16 protein-coding genes are annotated in these 19989 nt (G+C 32.0%); 7 read left to right on the forward strand and 9 right to left on the reverse strand.

All coding sequences use genetic code 11. The features are described from left to right. Positions 1-11: 11 nt before the first annotated feature. Complete coding sequence (locus tag ACJBCC_RS14030) at positions 12-1634, reverse strand: hypothetical protein (RefSeq protein ID WP_407557537.1); 1623 nt, start codon at positions 1632-1634, stop codon at positions 12-14. A gap of 398 nt (positions 1635-2032) precedes the next feature. On the opposite strand from ACJBCC_RS14030, the gene ACJBCC_RS14035 reads away from it, so the two are divergent. The 3 genes from ACJBCC_RS14035 to ACJBCC_RS14045 all read left to right on the forward strand — a co-directional run bounded on the left by ACJBCC_RS14035 (position 2033) and on the right by ACJBCC_RS14045 (position 6589). Then, entirely contained in the window at positions 2033-3817 is a 1785-nt protein-coding gene (locus ACJBCC_RS14035; RefSeq protein ID WP_407557538.1) for a hypothetical protein, read from the forward strand. A gap of 22 nt (positions 3818-3839) precedes the next feature. Next, a complete protein-coding gene (locus ACJBCC_RS14040; protein ID WP_407557539.1) occupies positions 3840-4262 on the forward strand; it encodes a thiol-disulfide oxidoreductase DCC family protein in 423 nt (140 codons plus the stop codon). A 389-nt stretch (positions 4263-4651) separates the two neighbouring features. After that, on the forward strand, positions 4652-6589 hold the full coding sequence (locus ACJBCC_RS14045; protein ID WP_407557540.1) for a mucoidy inhibitor MuiA family protein: 1938 nt from the start codon (positions 4652-4654) through the stop codon (positions 6587-6589). 151 nt (positions 6590-6740) lie between these two features. On the opposite strand, the gene ACJBCC_RS14050 is transcribed toward ACJBCC_RS14045, so the two are convergent. The 5 genes from ACJBCC_RS14050 to aroC all read right to left on the reverse strand — a co-directional run bounded on the left by ACJBCC_RS14050 (position 6741) and on the right by aroC (position 10710). Further along, on the reverse strand, positions 6741-7076 hold the full coding sequence (locus tag ACJBCC_RS14050) for a hypothetical protein (protein WP_407557541.1): 336 nt from the start codon (positions 7074-7076) through the stop codon (positions 6741-6743). 18 nt (positions 7077-7094) lie between these two features. Next, complete coding sequence (locus ACJBCC_RS14055; RefSeq protein ID WP_407557542.1) at positions 7095-7901, reverse strand: sulfurtransferase; 807 nt, start codon at positions 7899-7901, stop codon at positions 7095-7097. Between the two features lie 87 nt (positions 7902-7988). Continuing rightward, complete coding sequence (locus tag ACJBCC_RS14060) at positions 7989-9314, reverse strand: dicarboxylate/amino acid:cation symporter (protein ID WP_407557543.1); 1326 nt, start codon at positions 9312-9314, stop codon at positions 7989-7991. A 71-nt stretch (positions 9315-9385) separates the two neighbouring features. After that, on the reverse strand, positions 9386-9634 hold the full coding sequence (locus tag ACJBCC_RS14065) for a hypothetical protein (protein ID WP_407557544.1): 249 nt from the start codon (positions 9632-9634) through the stop codon (positions 9386-9388). 11 nt (positions 9635-9645) lie between these two features. Further along, positions 9646-10710 (reverse strand): chorismate synthase, encoded by a 1065-nt coding sequence (gene aroC, locus ACJBCC_RS14070; RefSeq protein ID WP_299099825.1) that lies wholly within the window; start codon positions 10708-10710, stop codon positions 9646-9648. A gap of 208 nt (positions 10711-10918) precedes the next feature. On the opposite strand from aroC, the gene ACJBCC_RS14075 reads away from it, so the two are divergent. Further along, positions 10919-11800 (forward strand): UDP-2,3-diacylglucosamine diphosphatase, encoded by an 882-nt coding sequence (locus tag ACJBCC_RS14075; RefSeq protein WP_299099823.1) that lies wholly within the window; start codon positions 10919-10921, stop codon positions 11798-11800. Here the strand turns inward: ACJBCC_RS14075 and ACJBCC_RS14080 are convergent. Beyond that, entirely contained in the window at positions 11792-14719 is a 2928-nt protein-coding gene (locus ACJBCC_RS14080; protein ID WP_407557545.1) for an FAD-binding and (Fe-S)-binding domain-containing protein, read from the reverse strand. The genes ACJBCC_RS14075 and ACJBCC_RS14080 overlap by 9 nt on opposite strands. Positions 14720-14859: 140 nt before the next feature. Here ACJBCC_RS14080 and ACJBCC_RS14085 point away from each other — a divergent pair, with 140 nt between their 5' ends. After that, positions 14860-15315 carry a hypothetical protein gene (locus tag ACJBCC_RS14085; RefSeq protein WP_299099819.1) on the forward strand — a complete coding sequence of 152 codons (456 nt, stop codon included), beginning with the start codon at positions 14860-14862 and terminating at the stop codon, positions 15313-15315. Positions 15316-15380: 65 nt separating this feature from the next. Then, positions 15381-17093 (forward strand): FAD/NAD(P)-binding protein, encoded by a 1713-nt coding sequence (locus ACJBCC_RS14090; RefSeq protein ID WP_407557546.1) that lies wholly within the window; start codon positions 15381-15383, stop codon positions 17091-17093. 1 nt (position 17094) lies between these two features. On the opposite strand, the gene ACJBCC_RS14095 is transcribed toward ACJBCC_RS14090, so the two are convergent. Next, positions 17095-17868 (reverse strand): TIGR03915 family putative DNA repair protein, encoded by a 774-nt coding sequence (locus tag ACJBCC_RS14095; RefSeq protein ID WP_407557547.1) that lies wholly within the window; start codon positions 17866-17868, stop codon positions 17095-17097. Then, positions 17869-19131, reverse strand: coding sequence for a putative DNA modification/repair radical SAM protein (locus ACJBCC_RS14100; protein ID WP_299100584.1), 1263 nt, complete (start codon positions 19129-19131; stop codon positions 17869-17871). It lies immediately after the preceding gene. Positions 19132-19362: 231 nt separating this feature from the next. On the opposite strand from ACJBCC_RS14100, the gene ACJBCC_RS14105 reads away from it, so the two are divergent. Next, positions 19363-19932 carry a hypothetical protein gene (locus ACJBCC_RS14105; RefSeq protein ID WP_407557548.1) on the forward strand — a complete coding sequence of 190 codons (570 nt, stop codon included), beginning with the start codon at positions 19363-19365 and terminating at the stop codon, positions 19930-19932. Positions 19933-19989 lie beyond the last annotated feature (57 nt).

Consider the following 19989-nt stretch of genomic DNA (forward strand, 5'->3'; position numbering starts at 1 on the left):
TGCTAGCAATATTAGTTACAATTCGCTGCAACATCTCTTACCTCGGTTACTGAATCAACAATATTATTTAAATACATGTTACCTTTTATGGTAACCTCTACAAAATCTGAACCTATATTAGTAATTACACCTAAAAAATTTGAAATTTCGAGCTGTGTGGCAATTTCAAATCCAGACATAGACTCTGGGCCTTGGGTATGATTACCTGTTAATCTTAAGCGTTTTACATAAGGCATTTTAACGTTAGAATATGTTTGGTAAGCATCATAAACCAATGAAGCGCTACCTGCTGGTACTGTCACAATTCTATTTGAAAAGAAGGTGTTTGTATCTGAAACCGATTCTTCAGCTGAGACTGTAGATGATGTACTGGCTTCTGTTGAAACTTCCAATCCTGCCGATGCTTCAGCGGTTACAGAACCTCCATTACCAAAAAAACTGGCTCCTGCAGTTGCACTTACAGTAACATCAACATTTGTAGTAACTCTAGAACTTAAACCAATAGTTTCAGAAAATGCATTTGTGTATGTAGTCGTAACGTCTTTTTCAATTCCTACTTGTTGCTCTAGGTTTCCTGATCCGCAATTTTTTAAGGTACTGTTAAAACCAAAAGAGGTTACAACCGCAGGCATAATTGGTTGTAAATATTCGGTATCTAATTGAGTGACTTGCCATTCAATATCTAAACTAATTATTCTAAAATACTGAATGGTACCATTATCGTTAGTGTGCCAATTCATATCAGAACCATTTGCGATCCTTCTCAATGGTTTATTATCAGAAGCACCTCTGATAGTATATAAACCATTAGATTCTTTCTTAACTATAAATTTTAAATCCGCGCCTAAAGAATTAGGATTCGTAGATGGAAAGGAATAAGCACCAGATTGTCTAAATGTTCTTGTTGATTCCCCAATCCTTAAATAACGATTGGTTATAGCAGAATAAACAGCAACTGTATTATCCTCGTTTTGATATTGATATATATAAAATTGCTCACTTGTTATACCTCGATTAAAAGAAGATGTTCGTTCTTCAAGCCTAAGACTTCCATCATCACCACTTCCAGGTTTCCATACAATAGTATTTTCAAAGTTACCACCAGCATCAACTAACTGTAAGTAATAGCGCATATAACCATTAAAATGTAAGTTGTTAGAAACTGCTTCTAAGTTAGAAGCATCAATATCAAATTGGTTTCCATTTTCTTCAAATGAAACTACACTATAAGTTTCAGATAAAATAACGTTATCTGATGGGTTTAAAACTTCAACCTCAAGACCAACACCATCTCTCAGTTCATCAACTGCAATTTCTGTTAAATCATCAATTGAGAGTTTTAGCTGTGCTATGTTTGTAAATGGGTCAACAACCAGCTCTTGGTCATAATTACCTTGTATTGCTGTAGTTGTGATATTAACTTTTACAGGATTATAACCTTTTTTAACCAAGTCTCTTGTGTTTATTAATAAACCTAAGTCTCCTCCATAATTTTCTAAATCGTCTGCACCAATACCGTTAACCTCTTCAATCACACTATCACCAGATCCATCATCCTCTTTACTACACCCAAATACAAAGAGTAGTAAAGTACACATCATAATACATTTTAAATTTTTAATAGCTGTTTTCATAATACATAATTTTGCGAATTGTTTCTGAGTCAAAACTAGAAGTCAAATCCACTAAAATCTAATTTTTGGCATGGACAAAGTATGGACAGCGGAATCGAAATTTTATATATCTACCATGTAGCCCAAAAAATCTAACTAACTGCAAATAATTGATTTTCAATACCTTAACAAGAAAATTAATATCTATTCATATAGACAATACATAGACAAGGTATTAATTAAAATCATTGTGTAGATATTAAGGCTGTCCAAGCCACTTTAATTTTAACTAACTTCGTTACAGCTAATCATTAAATATTTGTGATATGTTTTTTCGGATTATTATTCTTTTATTAGTTTGTTTTTCTTCATCAATATTTGCTCAACGGCAAACAAAAATTGACAGCTTAGAGAAAGCGTTGTCAGAATCAAAAATGGATATAGATAGGTTTCACATCCTTAATCATCTATGGAGTGAAAATATTAATAACAATATTGAGAAATCCTTAATATTCTCTAAGGATATGATAAGCCTAGGTAAAGCACTTAAAATTGATACTATTATTGGATTTGGTATTGAACGAAAAGCTGTAACCTATTCTTATATGAATAAGTTTGACAGCTCTAAAGTATACTTCAACAAAGCATTGAAGATTTATACACGACTTAATGACTACAACAAAATAGCAGGAATTGAACGCAATATTGGACAGGATTATAACATGATTGGAAAATTAGATAGCGCATACCATTATTATGATAAAGCAGAAAAAAATTACTCTAAAGCTAATAACATGGTTGGCATTGCAGATATATACAATTCAAAGTCTATTGTATTCTTAATGAAAGGCTACTACAATTTGGCATTAGAAAAAGCATTAAAGGCTGAAAGTATATACACCACTAAAAAATTGTCTATGGACTTAAACCAAAATCGATTGGTTATTGCGAGTGTATATGGCGAAATGAAGGATACAATAAATGCAATTGACTATCATAAAAAAATATTGAAATACTTTAAAAAGGAGAACCAAAAAAGACAATACGCTAGTACACTAAATTTAATTCTTAGTCTACAAATACCTAACAAAGAAAAAAATGAAGAAAACAACAGGTATATAAATGAATTATCAGAGATTAGTAATTCTCTTAAAGACCAAAGCCTTATTGATGATGCTATAGAAAGAAAAGCACAATTTCTAATAGCGAGCGGTAAAATTGATGAAGCCAAAACAATATACCAATCTATGCTTAGTAACCAATCTATTTTAAATGATAGTTACGCTCTAGCACATTTAAACATGGATCTAGGTAAATGTCTAATATTGCTTAACGAGCATAGTAATGCCATAAAGTATCTAAATAAATCTAAAACAGAAGCAGATAAAAATAACCTTGACGCACTTAAACCAAAAATTCACAAACTATTATCACAAGCGTATCAAGCAACTGAAGAATTTGAAAGTAGTTTAAAATATTACAAAATTTATAAAAATTTGGAAGATAACATTTCCAATACTGAAATAAATAATCGTTTTTCTGAATTGCAAACCATACACGAAACCGAAAAAAAGGAAACAGAAATAGCCTTACAACAAGAAGAAATAAAAAACTTAAATATAAAAGCTGAAAATGACAAATTAATTAAAACACTATATGGAATCGGTATGTTCTCATTACTTGCTATTGCAGGCCTACTCTACTTCGGTTTTAAGCAACGTATGAAGAAAAATAGAATAGAACGCGAAAAACAAGAAGAAATATACAAACAAGAAATCGCCTTTAAAAAGAAAGAATTAGCATCACAAACTCTTCACCTAGTTCAAAAAAGTGCATTCATTCAAGAGCTAAAAGAGAATTTAGAAAAAATAAAAAAATCCCCAGAATTGTTTAAAGTGGAATTCCGGAGACTTGTAATGCTTCTCAAAAAAGAAAGTGCTGAAGATAAAGATTGGGAAGTATTTAAAAGCTATTTTTCTGAAGTACATAATGACTTCGACAATAAAATAAAAACAATTGCAGAGGACATCTCTGAAAAAGAGATTCGTTTAGCATCTTTTCTACGTATGAATTTAACAACCAAAGAAATTGCTTCAATGCTCAATGTTTTACCAGATAGTGTGCTAAAATCAAAATACCGATTAAAGAAGAAGTTAGCCTTAAATAAAGACGTGGATTTAACTGAATTTTTAAATACATTATAGGTATTAGCTTTATCTTTGCACTGTGATAACTCAGATTACAAATAACAAACAACTCATACTATTCGATGGTGTTTGCAACCTTTGCAACAGTAGCGTTTTGTATGTTATTAAGCGAGATTCTAAAAACAATTTTTTATTTGCGCCTTTAGAGAGTAAAATTGGAACTGAGATTATTAAGAAGTTTAATATTGATACGGAGAAAACAGATTCAATACTACTTTATAATCCTGTAAAGGATAAGTTAACCTATAAATCCACAGCTGCACTACTAATTGCAAGTCGTTTAGGTTTTCCTACCAACCTACTATCAATTTTCTTAATTGTACCTGCTTTTATTAGAAATTGGGTTTATAATTATATTGCTAAAAATCGTTATAAATGGTATGGTAAAAAAGACTCTTGTATGATTCCTACTCCAGAGTTGAAATCAAAATTCATAGATTAATTATAGTTCAAAAAAAAAAGCCCTCTCACAACCAAATGAAGGGCTTAATTTAAATTAACAACTTACTTAAAACTAAATTAATTTTACAAAAAATGTAAGCTCAATTCTAAATATTATGAGGGAAAATATGGAATTGTATCATAGCACAAATTTTGATGTAGTAAAGATAAATCTGTCTTGAGAATTGCCGCAATAAAATCGTTGTAAGCCCTCTTAAATATGATTAATTATTAAAACGTGTCAATTATATCTGCCAATAACCTCTAAGTAGTAATTGCCTTACTAACTGAAATAGCCGTTTCACTTCAATAAAGTTTCAACTTACTCATTTCTAATTTACTCAACATGTCATGTTCTTTAATTTTGATTTTAACTAAAAATTCAAGATTATGATTTACCGACTAAAACCAATTAATTTTCTATGTCTATTAGTTTTTATTCTAATAGTTAATCAATTTGGCTATTCGCAACAGCAAAATTCAAAAATTAAAAATGTAACCGTTTATTTAGATGGTGCAGAAATAAATCGTGAAGCTTCAGTAAAACTCAATTCAGGTAAATCCATAATTACTTTAAATAATCTATCACCTTATATAGAAAAAAGTAGTATTCAGATTTCAGGGCTAGATAAGGCTACTATTCTATCCATTAATTATGGAATAAATTATCTAACGAAGAAAAAACCAAGCGATTCTATTGTCTCATTGCAGAATGAACTTAAAAAAATTGAAGAAAAAATTCAATATCAAAATAATCTCATTTCTGGTTATAACGAAGAATTAGGTTTAATTCAGAATAACAAAAAACTTGGTAATGCTAATGAGGTCGTAAGTTTAGAAAAGCTAAAGTCCTTTGCAACTTACTACAGAACGCGTATTACGGAATTAAAAACAGACATTAATACGTCGCGTTCTAAAATTAAAGATATTCAGCAAACCGAAGTAAACATACAACAGCAATTAGCCGAATTTAATGTTGAAGACAAAACGCAGACTGGCGAGATTAAATTAAAACTAAACAGCGAAATTGCCAGCACTTTAAATTTAAAAATAAAGTATAATATTAAGAATGCTGGTTGGTTTCCTATTTATGATCTCAAAGCAGAAAAAATCAATAGTCCTATTAATCTAGAATATAAAGCACATGTGTTTCAAAACTCTGGTTGTGATTGGACAGACGTTAATCTAGTACTCTCCACAAGCGATCCAAATACAAATAATGAAAAACCAATGGTTAATCCTAAATATTTAAACTTTATAAGCGCTTATAGTAACTATTCATCTAATCGTGCAACCAAAAGTTATAATTATAAACACAATCCATTAGTAAAAACAATTTCAGGCATTGTAACTTCCGCCAACGATGGATTACCTATTCCTGGAGTATCAGTAATTGAAAAAGGCACAACAAATGGTGTACAAACCGATTTTGATGGTAAATACACCCTAAAAACAACTAATGGCAAAACAATTGTTTACTCTTATATTGGTATGAATTCTGAAGAATTACCAATACATTCTAGTCTTATGAATGTTGCCTTAGAAAATAGCAATTCTTTAGATGAAGTTGCTGTTATTGGCTACGGAACCGCTACAAAAGAAAATTTTACTGGCGCACAATATAATAATAAAGTACAGCAAATGATTGATCAGGATTTTGATGATAACCCTTATGTTAAACCTACTAATTATACAGCAACAGGAAATATAATTGAAGAAGGCATCACAAACAACAGCTTCAAAATTGATAAAAAACATACCATTCCATCAGATGGCGATATTTCAGTTATTGAAGTAGATAAATTTAGTGTACCTGCTACTTACAACTATTTTGCGGCACCTATTTTAAACGAGAATGTCTTCTTAACAGCCAAAATTGGTAATTGGGAACAATACAATTTGTTACCAGCAGAAGCTAATGTTTATTTTGAAGGGAGTTATTCTGGAAAAACAAATATTAATCCTGCAGCAACTACAGACAGTTTAACAGTTTCACTTGGCGTTGATCCAAATATTGTAGTAAAACGCACACAACTAAACGATTACAAAAAGAGTACTTTTATTGGTAATAATAAGGTGGTTCAAAAAGCTTATGAAATTGAAATTAAAAACAATAAAACATCTAACGTACAGTTAACTCTTTTAGATAGAATACCAAAAAGTCAGAACAAATCTATTAAGATTGATAATGTAGAAACAGGTACATCTATTTACAATGAAGATAAAGGAATTTTAAAATGGAAATTGAATTTAAAAGCGAATGAAACTGAAAAACTAAAACACTCCTATTCCATCAAATTTCCGAAAGGAAAACGCATTAATCTATAAGTAAAATAAAGTCTCAAAACAAAATAGTATCAATTAGAGCCTAGCTTCCGTTAGTTAGGAATGAATCTAATTCTTATGAGAAAAAACAGTCTAATTTCTTTTAAGTGTCTTTAAAAAGATAGAATTACTGTTTTAAGTTTTGAGGCTTTTTTTAAATGGCTTTAAACAAACGCTCTAATGCCTTTAACATATTTTGTTCCGTAATATCAAAATCATCATCAGCAAAAAATAAAACTCTTATATCTTCTAATAACAAATCAATATCCTCCTTACTATAAAGGTGTTGCTCAAGACTAGTTGTAATTTTTTTTAGACCTTGATAATCGTTATCTCTATCAAACTCTTCGTGAATTTCTTGAAAGGTTTCCTTGTCTACTTTAGAAATTATTAATTCACGTTCTTTTTCAGATTCTTTAAAATCAGCATTTGCAGCAAATAATAAAACGTAGGCTACAAGTTCATCTTTAGTCCAATCTATGGTTTTCATATTAAGGGTTATATTATTTTAATCGGTTAAGCTTCCATATTCTGTCCACGATCCATCATAGACTATTAAGTTAATATAATTACAAAGTGTGGCAGCCAAAGCAACAACACAGGCTGTAATACCAGAACCACAACTAAATAACATTGTTCTGTTTTCTATCTCTAAATTACTAAAGATTTCTGATAATTCCTTAATTGGCTTCAAAGTATTACCATTTATCAAATCTGTGAATGGTAAATTCTTAGAATTAGGAATTGTGCCACGTCTTAAGCCTTCTCTAGGTTCATCTACTAAACATTTAAAACGCGCTTCTGACCTTGCATCCACAATTAAAACATTTGGATCCTTAATAAAATGATTTAGTCCATCAAAATTGGTTATTAATTCTGGATTAAAGTCAACATTAATGTTACCTATTTGATAAGTTTCTTCAACATAAGCATTAATAGATAAACCTTTTAAGGTCCATTCTGGTAATCCGCCATCTAAAACAGCAACATTATTGAATCCAAAAACTTTAAATAACCACCAAACTCTAGCACTAGAGTATATGCCTTTATCATCATAGACTACAATACAAGAATCATTGTTGATACCTAGATTTTGAGCTTCATTTTGAAATTGTTCTTTAGAAGGTAAGGTACTAGGAAAAGGTGCAGAAACATCACTGAATTTCTTTTTAATATCGAAAAAACGTGCTTTTAAAATTCGTGAAGAATCAGAATCTATGACTTTATTAATCGTTGCATCTAAAACAATTAAATTTGAAGCCTTTTTATTCTCATTCAGCCAATTAACTGATACTAATGGTGTATTTAAGGTCATAAACTTAATCAACTTTAAAATTTTATTTAGATCCTATAACTTCGCTCAGCAAACGATTTACTATTATTCTTACAAATAATTCGTTACCTACTTTACAGCGTCGTAATTATCATCCCATTCCTTTGGTTTAGGATTATCATGCAGCTTACCTTGAGATTTTGCAACAATCATTGAAACAGTAGCATCTCCTGTTACATTTACAACGGTTCTACACATATCTAAAGGTCTATCTACGGCAAATATTAGCGCTAATCCTATAGGCAATAATTCCGCCGGAAATCCAATAGATTCTAATACAATAACCAACATTACCATTCCTGCACTTGGCACAGCTGCACTACCTATAGAAGCAAGTAAAGCTGTTAAAATAATTACAATTTGGTTAGTAAATGTTAACCCTTCTGGCCAAATCACTTGCATAATAAATACAGCAGCAATACCTTGGTATAAACTTGTACCATCCATATTAACGGTTGCACCAACAGGCAAAACAAAACCAGAAACTTCTTTATCTACACCAAGATGCTCTTCAACTCTTTCCATAGTTACTGGCAACGTTGCAGCACTAGAACTTGTTGAAAATGCTAATAATTGCGCAGGACTCATATTCTTTAAAAACCACATTGGCGATTTTTTGGTAATCGTTTTTATTAAAATTAAATAGAAACCAATCATTAATACCAAACCAAAGACAACGCAAAGCGCATATTGTACTAATTTAAGGAGTATTTCGGTATCATCAAAAGCTATAATAACATTCGCCATTAGAGCAAAAACGGCATAAGGTGCAAAGAGCATTATTAAATCTACCATTTTCATAATGACTTCATTGAGAGAGTCAAAGAAATCAATTAATGGCTTGGCTTTCTTCTCTCCTATTAATAATAAAGAGATTCCAACTAACAAAGCAAAACATATCACTTGGAGCATTTTAGCTTCTCCCATAGCCTGAAAAATATTACTTGGAAAAATATCTACTAAAGCTTGAAGTGGTCCTGCATCTTGCTGCGCACTCGCTTTTGCTAATTTATCAGTTACACCTGCATCATTTTCGTATTTAAGCTTAATCTTTTCTATGGTCGCCTCTGGCATTCCTGCTCCTGGTTTTACCACATTTACAATGGTTAAACCAATAACAATAGCCACTAATGTTGTACCTACATAAATCGCTATGGTACGCAATCCCATGCTTTTTATTTTAGAAATATCTTTTAAGTCTGAAATTCCTTTTATTAATGAAGCTAGAATTAATGGAACAGCAATTAACTTTAGAAGATTGATAAATATCTTACCAAAAGGCGCAATCCAATCTGTTACAAATTGTTGACCACTCATTGAATTCATAACAAATCCAAAGATGATTCCGAGAACCATTCCAATAATTATCTTCCAGTGTAATGCTAGTTTTTTCATGCTTTTAATTTAATTCTTATTCAAAATTGGTGCGATATTGTTTGATTCCGTACTAAACGATCTTTATCCATTTATAATAGATATAATGAAAACATAGTTACAACATAGAAAAATATACCCAATATTCTTACCTGAGAAGCTTGTTCAATTTTTTTATCAAAACCATACTTTTCAAACCTTTCATTTTCCATTTTATTTAAATCATGGGTATTCATAAAACCACCCTTACTTTGAAATGGAAAAAAGAAAAAAGTTAGCCATTCTTCCGTGGTTAATGGAATTTCTTTACGCTTCTTTTTATTTTCCTCTTCTAAACTCAAATAATTAGAAATTACAGACGTGTTACTCTATCTAGCAATAAATAATCTGCTAAAACTAAAGCAGCCATGGCTTCTACAATAGGAACTGCTCTCGGCACAACACAAGGATCGTGTCTTCCTTTTCCTTGCATTTCTACAATCTCGCCAGCACTGTTTAAAGCATCTTGTTTTTGTATAACCGTTGCGACTGGTTTAAAGGCAACTCTAAAATAGATATCCATTCCATTAGAAATTCCTCCTTGAACTCCTCCAGACAAATTAGTTTTTGTAGATCCATCTTCGTTAAACAAATCATTATGCTCGCTTCCCTTCATTTTAGCACCACAAAAACCACTTCCATATTCAAAGCCTTTTACAGCATTTATAGATAACATAGCTTTTCCTAACTCGGCATGTAGTTTATCAAAAACAGGTTCTCCTAAACCAACAGGTACATTTTTAATAACACATGTTATTGTACCACCAATAGTATCGCCTTGCTTTTTAATTTGTTCTACTTTAGAAATCATTTTTTCTGCAGTAGCTTCATCAGGACAGCGAATAATATTAGATTCTATTTTACTAAAATCTAAATCTTGATAAGGTTTATCTATAAAAATATCGCCTACTGAAGACGTAAAAGCGTTAATTTCAATTTTTGGTAAAAATTGTTTTGCAATAGCACCTGCTACAACTCTAGAGGCTGTTTCGCGTGCAGAACTACGGCCTCCTCCTCTATAATCGCGTACACCATATTTTTTATCATACGTATAATCTGCGTGGCTAGGACGATAAACATCTTTTATATGACCGTAATCCTTAGATTTTTGGTTGGTATTATGAATTACGAAACCAATTGGCGTTCCTGTAGTGACACCTTCAAAAACACCAGAATAATACTCTACTGTATCTGGTTCTTTTCGCTGCGTAACAATTTTAGATTGTCCTGGTTTTCTTCGATTTAATTCATTCTGAATAGCTTCAAAATCGAGTTCTATTCCTGCAGGACAGCCATCAATAATGCCTCCAATTGCCTTTCCATGAGACTCACCAAATGTTGTAAGTTTAAATAATTTTCCGATCGTATTTCCTGCCATTGCAACTTATTTTACGCTAATGTAATTGTTATATTATTAAAACGAAAATAGCTTTCTAATTTTCCTGTAATAATGATTAAAAAACTAGATTCAATTCACTTAACATTTAGTTCATTTTTTAATAACAATTAACTCATAATTAAATAATTATGAGTTAACACGAAAATTATAAATATTGAAGTTCTTTGCCATACTAAGATTCAATAATGTGAAAATTAAAAGAAAAGTAGAAATTGCTGTTATATCTGACGTACACCTTGGCACATACGGTTGTCATGCTAAACAGTTATTAACTTACTTAAACAGTATTGATCCTAAAAAATTGATTCTTAATGGCGATATCGTTGATATTTGGCAATTTAAGAAACGTTATTTCCCAAAATCGCATTTATCGGTAATCAAAAAAATAATGGATTTCGCTGCAAACGGAACCGAAGTTATTTACATAACTGGTAATCATGATGAAATGCTGAGAAAGTTTACAGATACCGAAATTGGCAATATTTCAATTGTAAACAAATTGGTTTTAGAACTAGACGACAAGAGAGCATGGTTTTTTCATGGTGATGTCTTTGACATTTCAATTCAGAATGCCAAATGGCTTGCTAAATTAGGTGGCTATGGTTATGATTTATTGATACTAATAAACAGATTTGTAAATTGGTGGTTAGATAAAATAGGAAAAGAACGGTATTCCCTATCTAAGAAAATTAAGAATAGCGTTAAAGGCGCTGTGAAGTATATTAACGATTTTGAAAAAGTCGCTACAGATTTAGCAATTGAAAACGGCTATGATTATGTAATTTGTGGTCATATTCATCAACCGAAAATGCTTTCGGTTGGAAACAAACATGGTAAAACCACTTATTTAAATTCTGGAGATTGGGTAGAAAATTTTACCGCCTTAGAATATCAGTTTAAACGTTGGAAGGTATATAACTACAATCAAGATAAATTGTCTGCCTTCTACACAGATGAAGATCTAAAGGACATGGATTTTAAAGAGCTAATTGCTGCAATCACTATCGTTGAACAGCCAAAATCTAAAAAAAACAAAGATAAAAATAAGGACAAAGACAAACTAAAGTAAAGCGTCTTTTAATATTGAAATTGGATGTTTTGCAACACGACCTGTTCCATCCTTAATTTGATGTCTACAACTGGTTCCGTTTGCCGAAATACACGTGTCTTTTGATGTTTTACGCACAACAGGAAATAAGGTTTGTTCTCCAATTTGCATGCTCACTTCATAATGTTCTTTTTCATAACCAAAACTTCCTGCCATTCCGCAACAACCACTCGGTATAATAGTAACGTTATAGTTTTCTGGTATATTCAAAACATCAAAGCTCGATTTTTGATTTGCTAAAGCCTTTTGATGACAATGACCATGAAATTTAATGGCTTTTGATTCTTTAGTAAATTGTTCAGTTTTTATATTTCCTAATTCAATTTCTTGTTGAATAAATTCCTCAATTAGTAAGGTGTTATTTGCAATAGATTGTGCCGAATCTTTATCATCTACCAATCTTAAATATTCATCTTTAAATGATAAGATGGCAGACGGTTCAATACCAATTAAGGGTGTGTCTTCAGTTATTAAATTTTTGAATTTTGAAACGTTTTCAATCGCCATTTTTTTAGCTTCTGCAACCAATCCTTTAGAGAGCATTGCTCTGCCAGATTCAGCATTAGAAATCATAGAAACTTTATAATTTAAACGATTTAAAAGTTCAATAGCATCGACACCTATTTCGGTATCTAAATGATTTGTGAATTCATCATTAAAAAGAAACACTTCTTTGATGTAATTTTCTTTAACTATTTTATTTTTAGACAATTCAAACTCTTTATATAAACTATTATTTGAAATCAAAGGTAAACTACGTTCTTTCGCAATTCCGCCAACAGATTTTATAATCGAACTTGTAAATCCGTTAGAAAACATAAAATTTGTTAGCTTAGGAACTCTACTCGCATACCCATTAATTTTGTTATTATAAGCAAACAATTTTGTTCTAAAAGGCACACCATTTGCTTGCTGATATTGGTATTGAAACTCCGCTTTTAAAGCCGCCACATTTACACTACTTGGACACTCGCTTGAGCATGCTTTACAACTTAAACATAAATCGAAAACATCCTTTAATTCTTCATGATTAAACTTATTCGCTTTCTCTGAATTCGTTAAAAACTCTCGTAACGCATTTGCTCGTGCTCGTGTGGTATCTTTTTCATCTTTTGTAGCTCTATAACTCGGACACATAGTTCCACCAAACTCAGGTAATTTTCTACAGTCGCCAGAACCATTACATTTTTCTGCTTCACGCAAAATACCTTCAGAACTTGAGAAATCTAATAGGGTTTCAATTTGACGTTCTTCTCTATTAGGCTCGTAACGCAAATTCTCATCCATGGCATAAGCATCCACAATTTTATGAGGATTAAAAATGTTCTGAGGATCGAATACAGATTTAATTTGTTTTAAAATTTCATAATTCGCAGTACCAATCATCAACGGAATAAATTCTGCTCTCACAATACCATCACCATGTTCGCCAGACATAGAACCGTTGTATTTCTTTACAAGTTGAGCTACAGCAGTTGTAATTTCCCTAAAAAGCTGAACGTCTTCCTTTTGTTTTAAATCTAAAATAGGTCTTAAATGCAACTCGCCTGCACCAGCATGTGCATAATAAACAGCGTTTTGATTAAAAGTTGTCATTAGCGCTGTAAACTCTGAAATATAATCTTCCAAATCTTCAAGCGCTACAGCTGTATCTTCAATACAAGCCACAGCCTTTTTATCGCCAATAATGTTACCTAGTAAACCTAAACCTGCTTTCCGTAATTCAAAAGCCTTATTGATATCTGCTCCTCTTAAAACAGGTTGCGCGTAACTCAGATTTAAATGCGATACGGTTTGCAAAAATGCATCTATTTCAAGTTCAAGTAACTTAGACGAATGCGCACTTAACTCACACATTAAAATTGCAACAGGATTTCCTTCTATAAACGTTCTGTTTTGTTGTTGCGTTTTATTGTGCTTTGTCAGATTCAAAATAGAATCATCCATCATTTCACACGCATGCAAATTGTGTTTCATCACATGAGAAACAGACTTCATACAGCGTTCAATACTATTAAAATGTAATGCTACCATAGCGTTTTCAGTAGGTGGCAAATCATCTAATTGCAACGTAATTTCAGTGGTAAACGCAAGCGTACCTTCGCTTCCTGCTAACAAATTACACATGTTAAAACCTAAACTTGAACTTAAAAACACATCAGACTTAATTAACTCATCAATGGCATAACCTGTGTTTCTTCTGTGAATCGTTGGTTTAGGGAAATTATCTTTTATCTGCTTTTGAATAGCTTCTGGCTGTAAAGTGTCATAAATGGTTTTATAAATATGACCTTCAAGCGTGTTTAATTTGGTTTTTTGATGAAATTCTTCAGGTGTCAAATCTGAAAACTCCACTTCACTTCCATCGCTCAAAATGGTTTTAAGGCGAATCACTTTATCTCTTGTTACACCATATTGAATAGATGTGGTTCCAGACGAATTATTTCCAACCATTCCGCCAATCATACAACGATTAGAGGTTGACGTATTCGGCCCAAAAAATAAGCCGAAAGGTTTGAGGTAATTATTCAACTCATCTCTTACCACACCTGGTTGAACTGTTACTGTTTTTTCAGACTCATTAATATCTAAAATTCGCGTAAAATATTTAGAAACATCAACCACAATACCTTCGCCTACACATTGTCCTGCTAATGAAGTTCCTGCTGTTCTTGGTATTAATGACGTGTTATTATTCTTGGCAAAATTTATTAAAGATTTTAAATCCTTTTTATGCTTTGGCAAAGCAACTGCCAAAGGCAATTTTCTATAAACTGAGGCATCTGTTGCGTATAATTTTCGCATTAAATCATCAAAATGTAATTCGCCTTCCAAATCAGAATTTAGCTTTTTAAGCTTCCCAAGGTTTACATTTAGCATATACGTTAATAATTGACGGATTCAAGTTATAAAATTGTCATAAAATCAAAGCTCGTCCTTCAATTTTCACATAATTTTGGCGTTATGAAGAAAAGCAATTTTACAATTGTTAAAACTAAGAATTAAAAAGTAGAATTATTATGAAGAAATTATTTTTATTAAGTACCATTTTTATAGGGTTTACCACAATAGCATCAGCTCAAGAGATTGCAGACAATGCCATAGGGCTAAGAATTGGAGATAGCAATGGTTTTGGAACAGAAATTACATACCAACGTGCTTTAGGAGACAATAATAGATTAGAAGTTGATTTAGGCTGGAGAGATTATTACAATGAAGATGGATTTAAATTAGCAGGTATATACCAGTGGGTTTGGCCTATAGAAGATAGAATCAATTGGTACGCAGGTGCTGGTGGAGGTTTAGGTTCTGCAGGAGACGCATTTCTTTTTGCTGCAGGAGACGTAGGTATTGAATATAATTTTGATGTTCCATTATTAATATCTTTAGACTTTAGACCAGAAATTAGTTTTGGAGATGTACTCAAAGACGACTTAGGATTTGACATTGCTTTGAGTTTAAGATATCAGTTTTAGAACCAAAAGAATAAATAATATCGAAACCACCTTTTTTAGGTGGTTTTTTTATTAACTTTTCCCTCATGAAACAACTTGCTATCATCGGTCTTGGTCCAAGAGGTCTTTATGCTTTAGAGAATGTAATTACAGAATTATCTCAATACGATAAGGAAATTGAAATACTAGTTTTTGAAAACTCAAAAGAGCCAGGTGCTGGCCATGTTTGGTATGAAGGACAACCTAATTCTAACTGGATTAATATAACAGAGCGCGCGCTTACTGGCCTAAGGTGTAGACCAAAACAACATTTTAAAAATGCAACTATTGAAGCATTTCCATCCTATCATAATTGGTGTAATTTTGCTTTAGAACCTCATGAAAACGATACATTTCCACCTAGAAAAAAATTAGGCAAATACCTTAACGAACGTTTTAATTCTATTAAATCCGAAACCGAAAATTTAGACCTTATAAAATATATTTCTGCTGAAATTCAATCCATAATTCATAGTAATGATAAATTAATTCTGAAATCTGAAACAGAATCTTGGCAATGTGATGATGTCCTTCTCACTATTGGTCATCAAACCACAAAAACATCAGACCAAATAAAAGCTTGGCAACAGCATACTGAAAATAATTCTAATTTGCAGGTGTTTGCAGATGCATATCCTGTTACTCAGTTAGAAAGCACCAGAAATACCGAAAACATTACTATTGGGATTAGAGGCTTTGGGTTAGCCATGGTAGATATAATGCGTTATCTCGTTATTAACAACTACGGAAATTTTAAAGTGGTCGATAATTCAACCTTTAAAACGGTTTATTATAAAACGAAAACACAGCACTTAAAACTTATTCCGTTTTCTTTAGATGGCTTGCCATTAGCACCAAAACCGTTGAGTGAAAATATTGATAATTGGTATAAACCAACCAAAAGTGAATTAGAGTTTTTTAAATCAGAAATAGAAGCGATTACACAAACCGACGAAACAGCAACTGATATTAGTTTTATAATAAATCCTATTTCTAAGATTGCATCACGTATTTATAACGATTTAAATCAAAACGCATTCAATCACAGTTTCAGTAATGAAGAATTAGAAAGCATCATTTCTAATTGCTTAAAAGATGCCGATTTTAAACATGAATTACTTCAAGACGAAACAATCGCGGCATATGATTTAATTGAATCCTATGTGAATATGGCTTTAGGAACTGAACCTATTTCACTCGATTTTTGCGTCGGTCAAGTTTGGCGCCATTGCCAACCTACCTTGTACAAAGCCTTTTCTTATGCACAATTAGATAACGAAATTATTGAAGATGTTATCGCATTAGATGAACGTAGTAAACGGTATTCCTATGGTCCACCAATTGAAAGTATGCAGCAAATGTTAGCCTTAGTTGATGCTGAAGTTTTAAGTTTAGAGTTTTTAAAAGACCCAACTATTAATATGATTAATGATGGTTGGCAATTAGAAAATGAAGACAACAAAACCGTTACATGTTCTACAATGATTAACAGTGTTTTGGATGCACCAAAATTATTAGACATTACTTCGCCTTTAGTAAAAAACCTACTGAAAGATGATTTAATTCAACCTATGCATTCAAAATTAGGTATTGAAACCTCTGATGATGCTTACGTTATTACAGCAGACGGTAAACGTGATATTCCTATTGCGGTTTTAGGTCGCTTAGCCAAAGGCAGTGTTATTGGTGTTGATGCTATTTTAGAGTGTTTTGGTCCACGCATTGAAAATTGGGCATCAGCTTACGTCAACAAATTATAGTTTAATTGGGTTGTTTCTCGCTTAAATATTTCCAATAACGTTTTGGGACGTGCCTAATATGAAGTTTCATGTTTTTACGCGATTCAATATTCGTAGCTTTAAAGTAGTCTTGCCATAATTTCTGAAATTCAAATTCTTGCGTGGCAAAAAATTCGGATTCTGTTTTTGTAAAATCAAATCCAGCAGGAAAATCCATGTTTATAATTTCTACATGGTCTAAATCATAGAACAAACCATAAGCTCGTTTTATATCATAAATTACCCATTTTTGGTCCGCATAACGTCTTTTAAAATGTTTTTCAATGAGTGGCAACACATTAAAATCGGGTTCAATACTCGCAAAATAAATGTCGTCTTTGGTTAATTTGAAGCGCACAAAGGCTTCCATTCTGTGCTTTTCGCGTCCAACGGATTTAGCGAGTTGTGCAATTTTTAAAACGGATGGATGCGAGTAATCTTTATCTGCATTCGATTTTTTCTCAAATGCATACCGCATATAATCCAATAAAATATCCTCTACTCCTATTTGCTCACTTAAAAATGCATAGTACAATTGATAACTACCTTTAGAAGATAATTTAGATTTTACGCCTTTCCAGACCCGATTGGCCTTTGCTTCTTCCGTAACAATAGTTTCATTATCTGAGAACAACCCTTGTTGCATTGTAAATTCATTTTGAATACAAACCTGTTTCAATTTATGCTCAAAAACATAGAAAACGGCAGACAGAAAACCATCAAAAGTGCCATCGTAAATTAAATTCTTCGCTATCATCTAACTAAATAAACTTAATTGATTACTTAATGTTTTTTGATACTTACTATTTGAATTCTGAAGAATTAAACCTTTTATTTTTTCGGGTGTTAAATCGCGTTTTTCAAACTGATTGCTATCACACACCATAAAATATTGGGCTCTATTTAAAGCAACACCTATCTTTTTAAGGTGCTCCCAATTTAATCGTCTAAAGCGTCTGGCATTTAAAATCTTGTAAACAGATTTCATACCTAAACCAGGAATTCTAGCGAGCATACGCTTATCTGCAGTATTCACATCCACAGGAAATTCATGTAAATTTCGTAGTGCCCAACTCAGTTTTGGGTCTACATCTAAATCTAAATTTTGATGTTGTTGATTTAAAATTTCACTGACATCAAAACCATAGAAGCGCATGAGCCAATCGGTTTGGTACAATCTATTTTCGCGAAGCATTGGCACAGCACTTCCTATTTGTGGCAAACGATTATCATAACTTATGGGCACGTAACCCGAATAGTAAACACGTTTTAAATTATAATTTTTATAAAAATGATTTGAGGTCTGCATAATCTGAAAATCATTTTCGCCACTCGCACCAATTATCATTTGCGTGCTTTGACCTGCTGGTGCAAATTTTGGTGTGGTTTTAATAATCTTCTTTTCGGCTTTATACTGAATAATTTCATTTTTAACCTTAACCATCGGCTTTATAAAATCTTCACGATTTTTATCTGGTGCTAATTTTTTGAGTCCAGCTTCGGTAGGGATTTCAATATTCACACTCAATCGGTCTGCGTATAATCCTGCTTCGCGCATTAATTCATCTGAAGCACCAGGAATGGATTTTAAATGAATGTATCCGTTGAAGTTTTCTTCCAAACGCAGTTTCTTTGCCACAGCAACTAAGCGTTCCATGGTATAATCTGCACTTTTAAAAATGCCAGAACTGAGAAATAAGCCTTCGATATAATTTCTGCGATAGAAATTAATAGTTAAATCCACCACTTCTTGCACTTTGAAAGCAGCACGTTTAATATCATTACTTTTTCGAGTGACGCAATACGCGCAATCAAAAATGCAATAATTGGTTAATAATATTTTGAGTAACGATACACATCGACCATCTTCGGTATACGAATGACAAATGCCCATGCCTGTGGCATCGCCTAAACCTTTATTGGTGTTGGCGCGTTTACTTCCGCTAGATGAGCACGATACATCATATTTTGCGGCATCTGCGAGTATTTTTAATTTTTCTTGGGTACGTTGAAAAGACAATTCTTTTTCCTCCTTTTTCTTTAAAATTTTTTGAATCACAAAAATACTACATATAAAAGCCACAAACTACTACAATTTGTAGTAAAATAAAATTAACTGTGATTGTGTCTTAATCCTATGAAATGCGTTAAGATTTCTACGATAACCTTTAATCAGAAAAAACAGCAATCCTTACATTGAAGTATTATTAAAACATTCATGATTATAATAGTAATACTAAGTAAACAATATATGAGTGCACAGCACAAAATACCTGAAGACATTAGAACGAACGTAGAAACGGCTCTAGCCTATTATCCGCAATTAGACAATATTAATATAGAATTTAGATTTAAAAAGAATATTAAAAAATCGACAATGCAAGCACGACCAACATTTGGCAGCTTTTTTAAATCTAAAAAGAACAGAAATTACGTTATTCTTATCAGTGAGACATTTAAAATAGCCGATAAAGAATTTTTAACCAGACACATACCAGACGATATTTTTATTGGTTGGATAGGACACGAATTGGGTCATATTATGGACTACCAAGATAGAACTAAAGGGAATCTTATTTGGTTTGGAATTAAATATTTGTTTTCTGAAAATTCTATTATCGAAGCCGAACGTTGTGCTGATAGTTTTGCCGTTGCACAAGGTATGGAAGACTATATTTTAAAAACGAAAGACTTCATTTTAAACCACGCTGACATTACGCAATCGTATAAAGATAGAATTATAAAATATTACCTATCGCCTGAAGAAATTATGGAATTAGTAGCACATAGAGATGCAGAACAAACATTAATTAAAGATTGATAAATCACAACCATTTAAAATTTAAAAACAAAAAGCTATTACTTTCATAATAGCTTT

Origin of the sequence: Winogradskyella sp. 4-2091 (assembly GCF_045765065.1) — a bacterium.
GTDB lineage: Bacteria > Bacteroidota > Bacteroidia > Flavobacteriales > Flavobacteriaceae > Winogradskyella.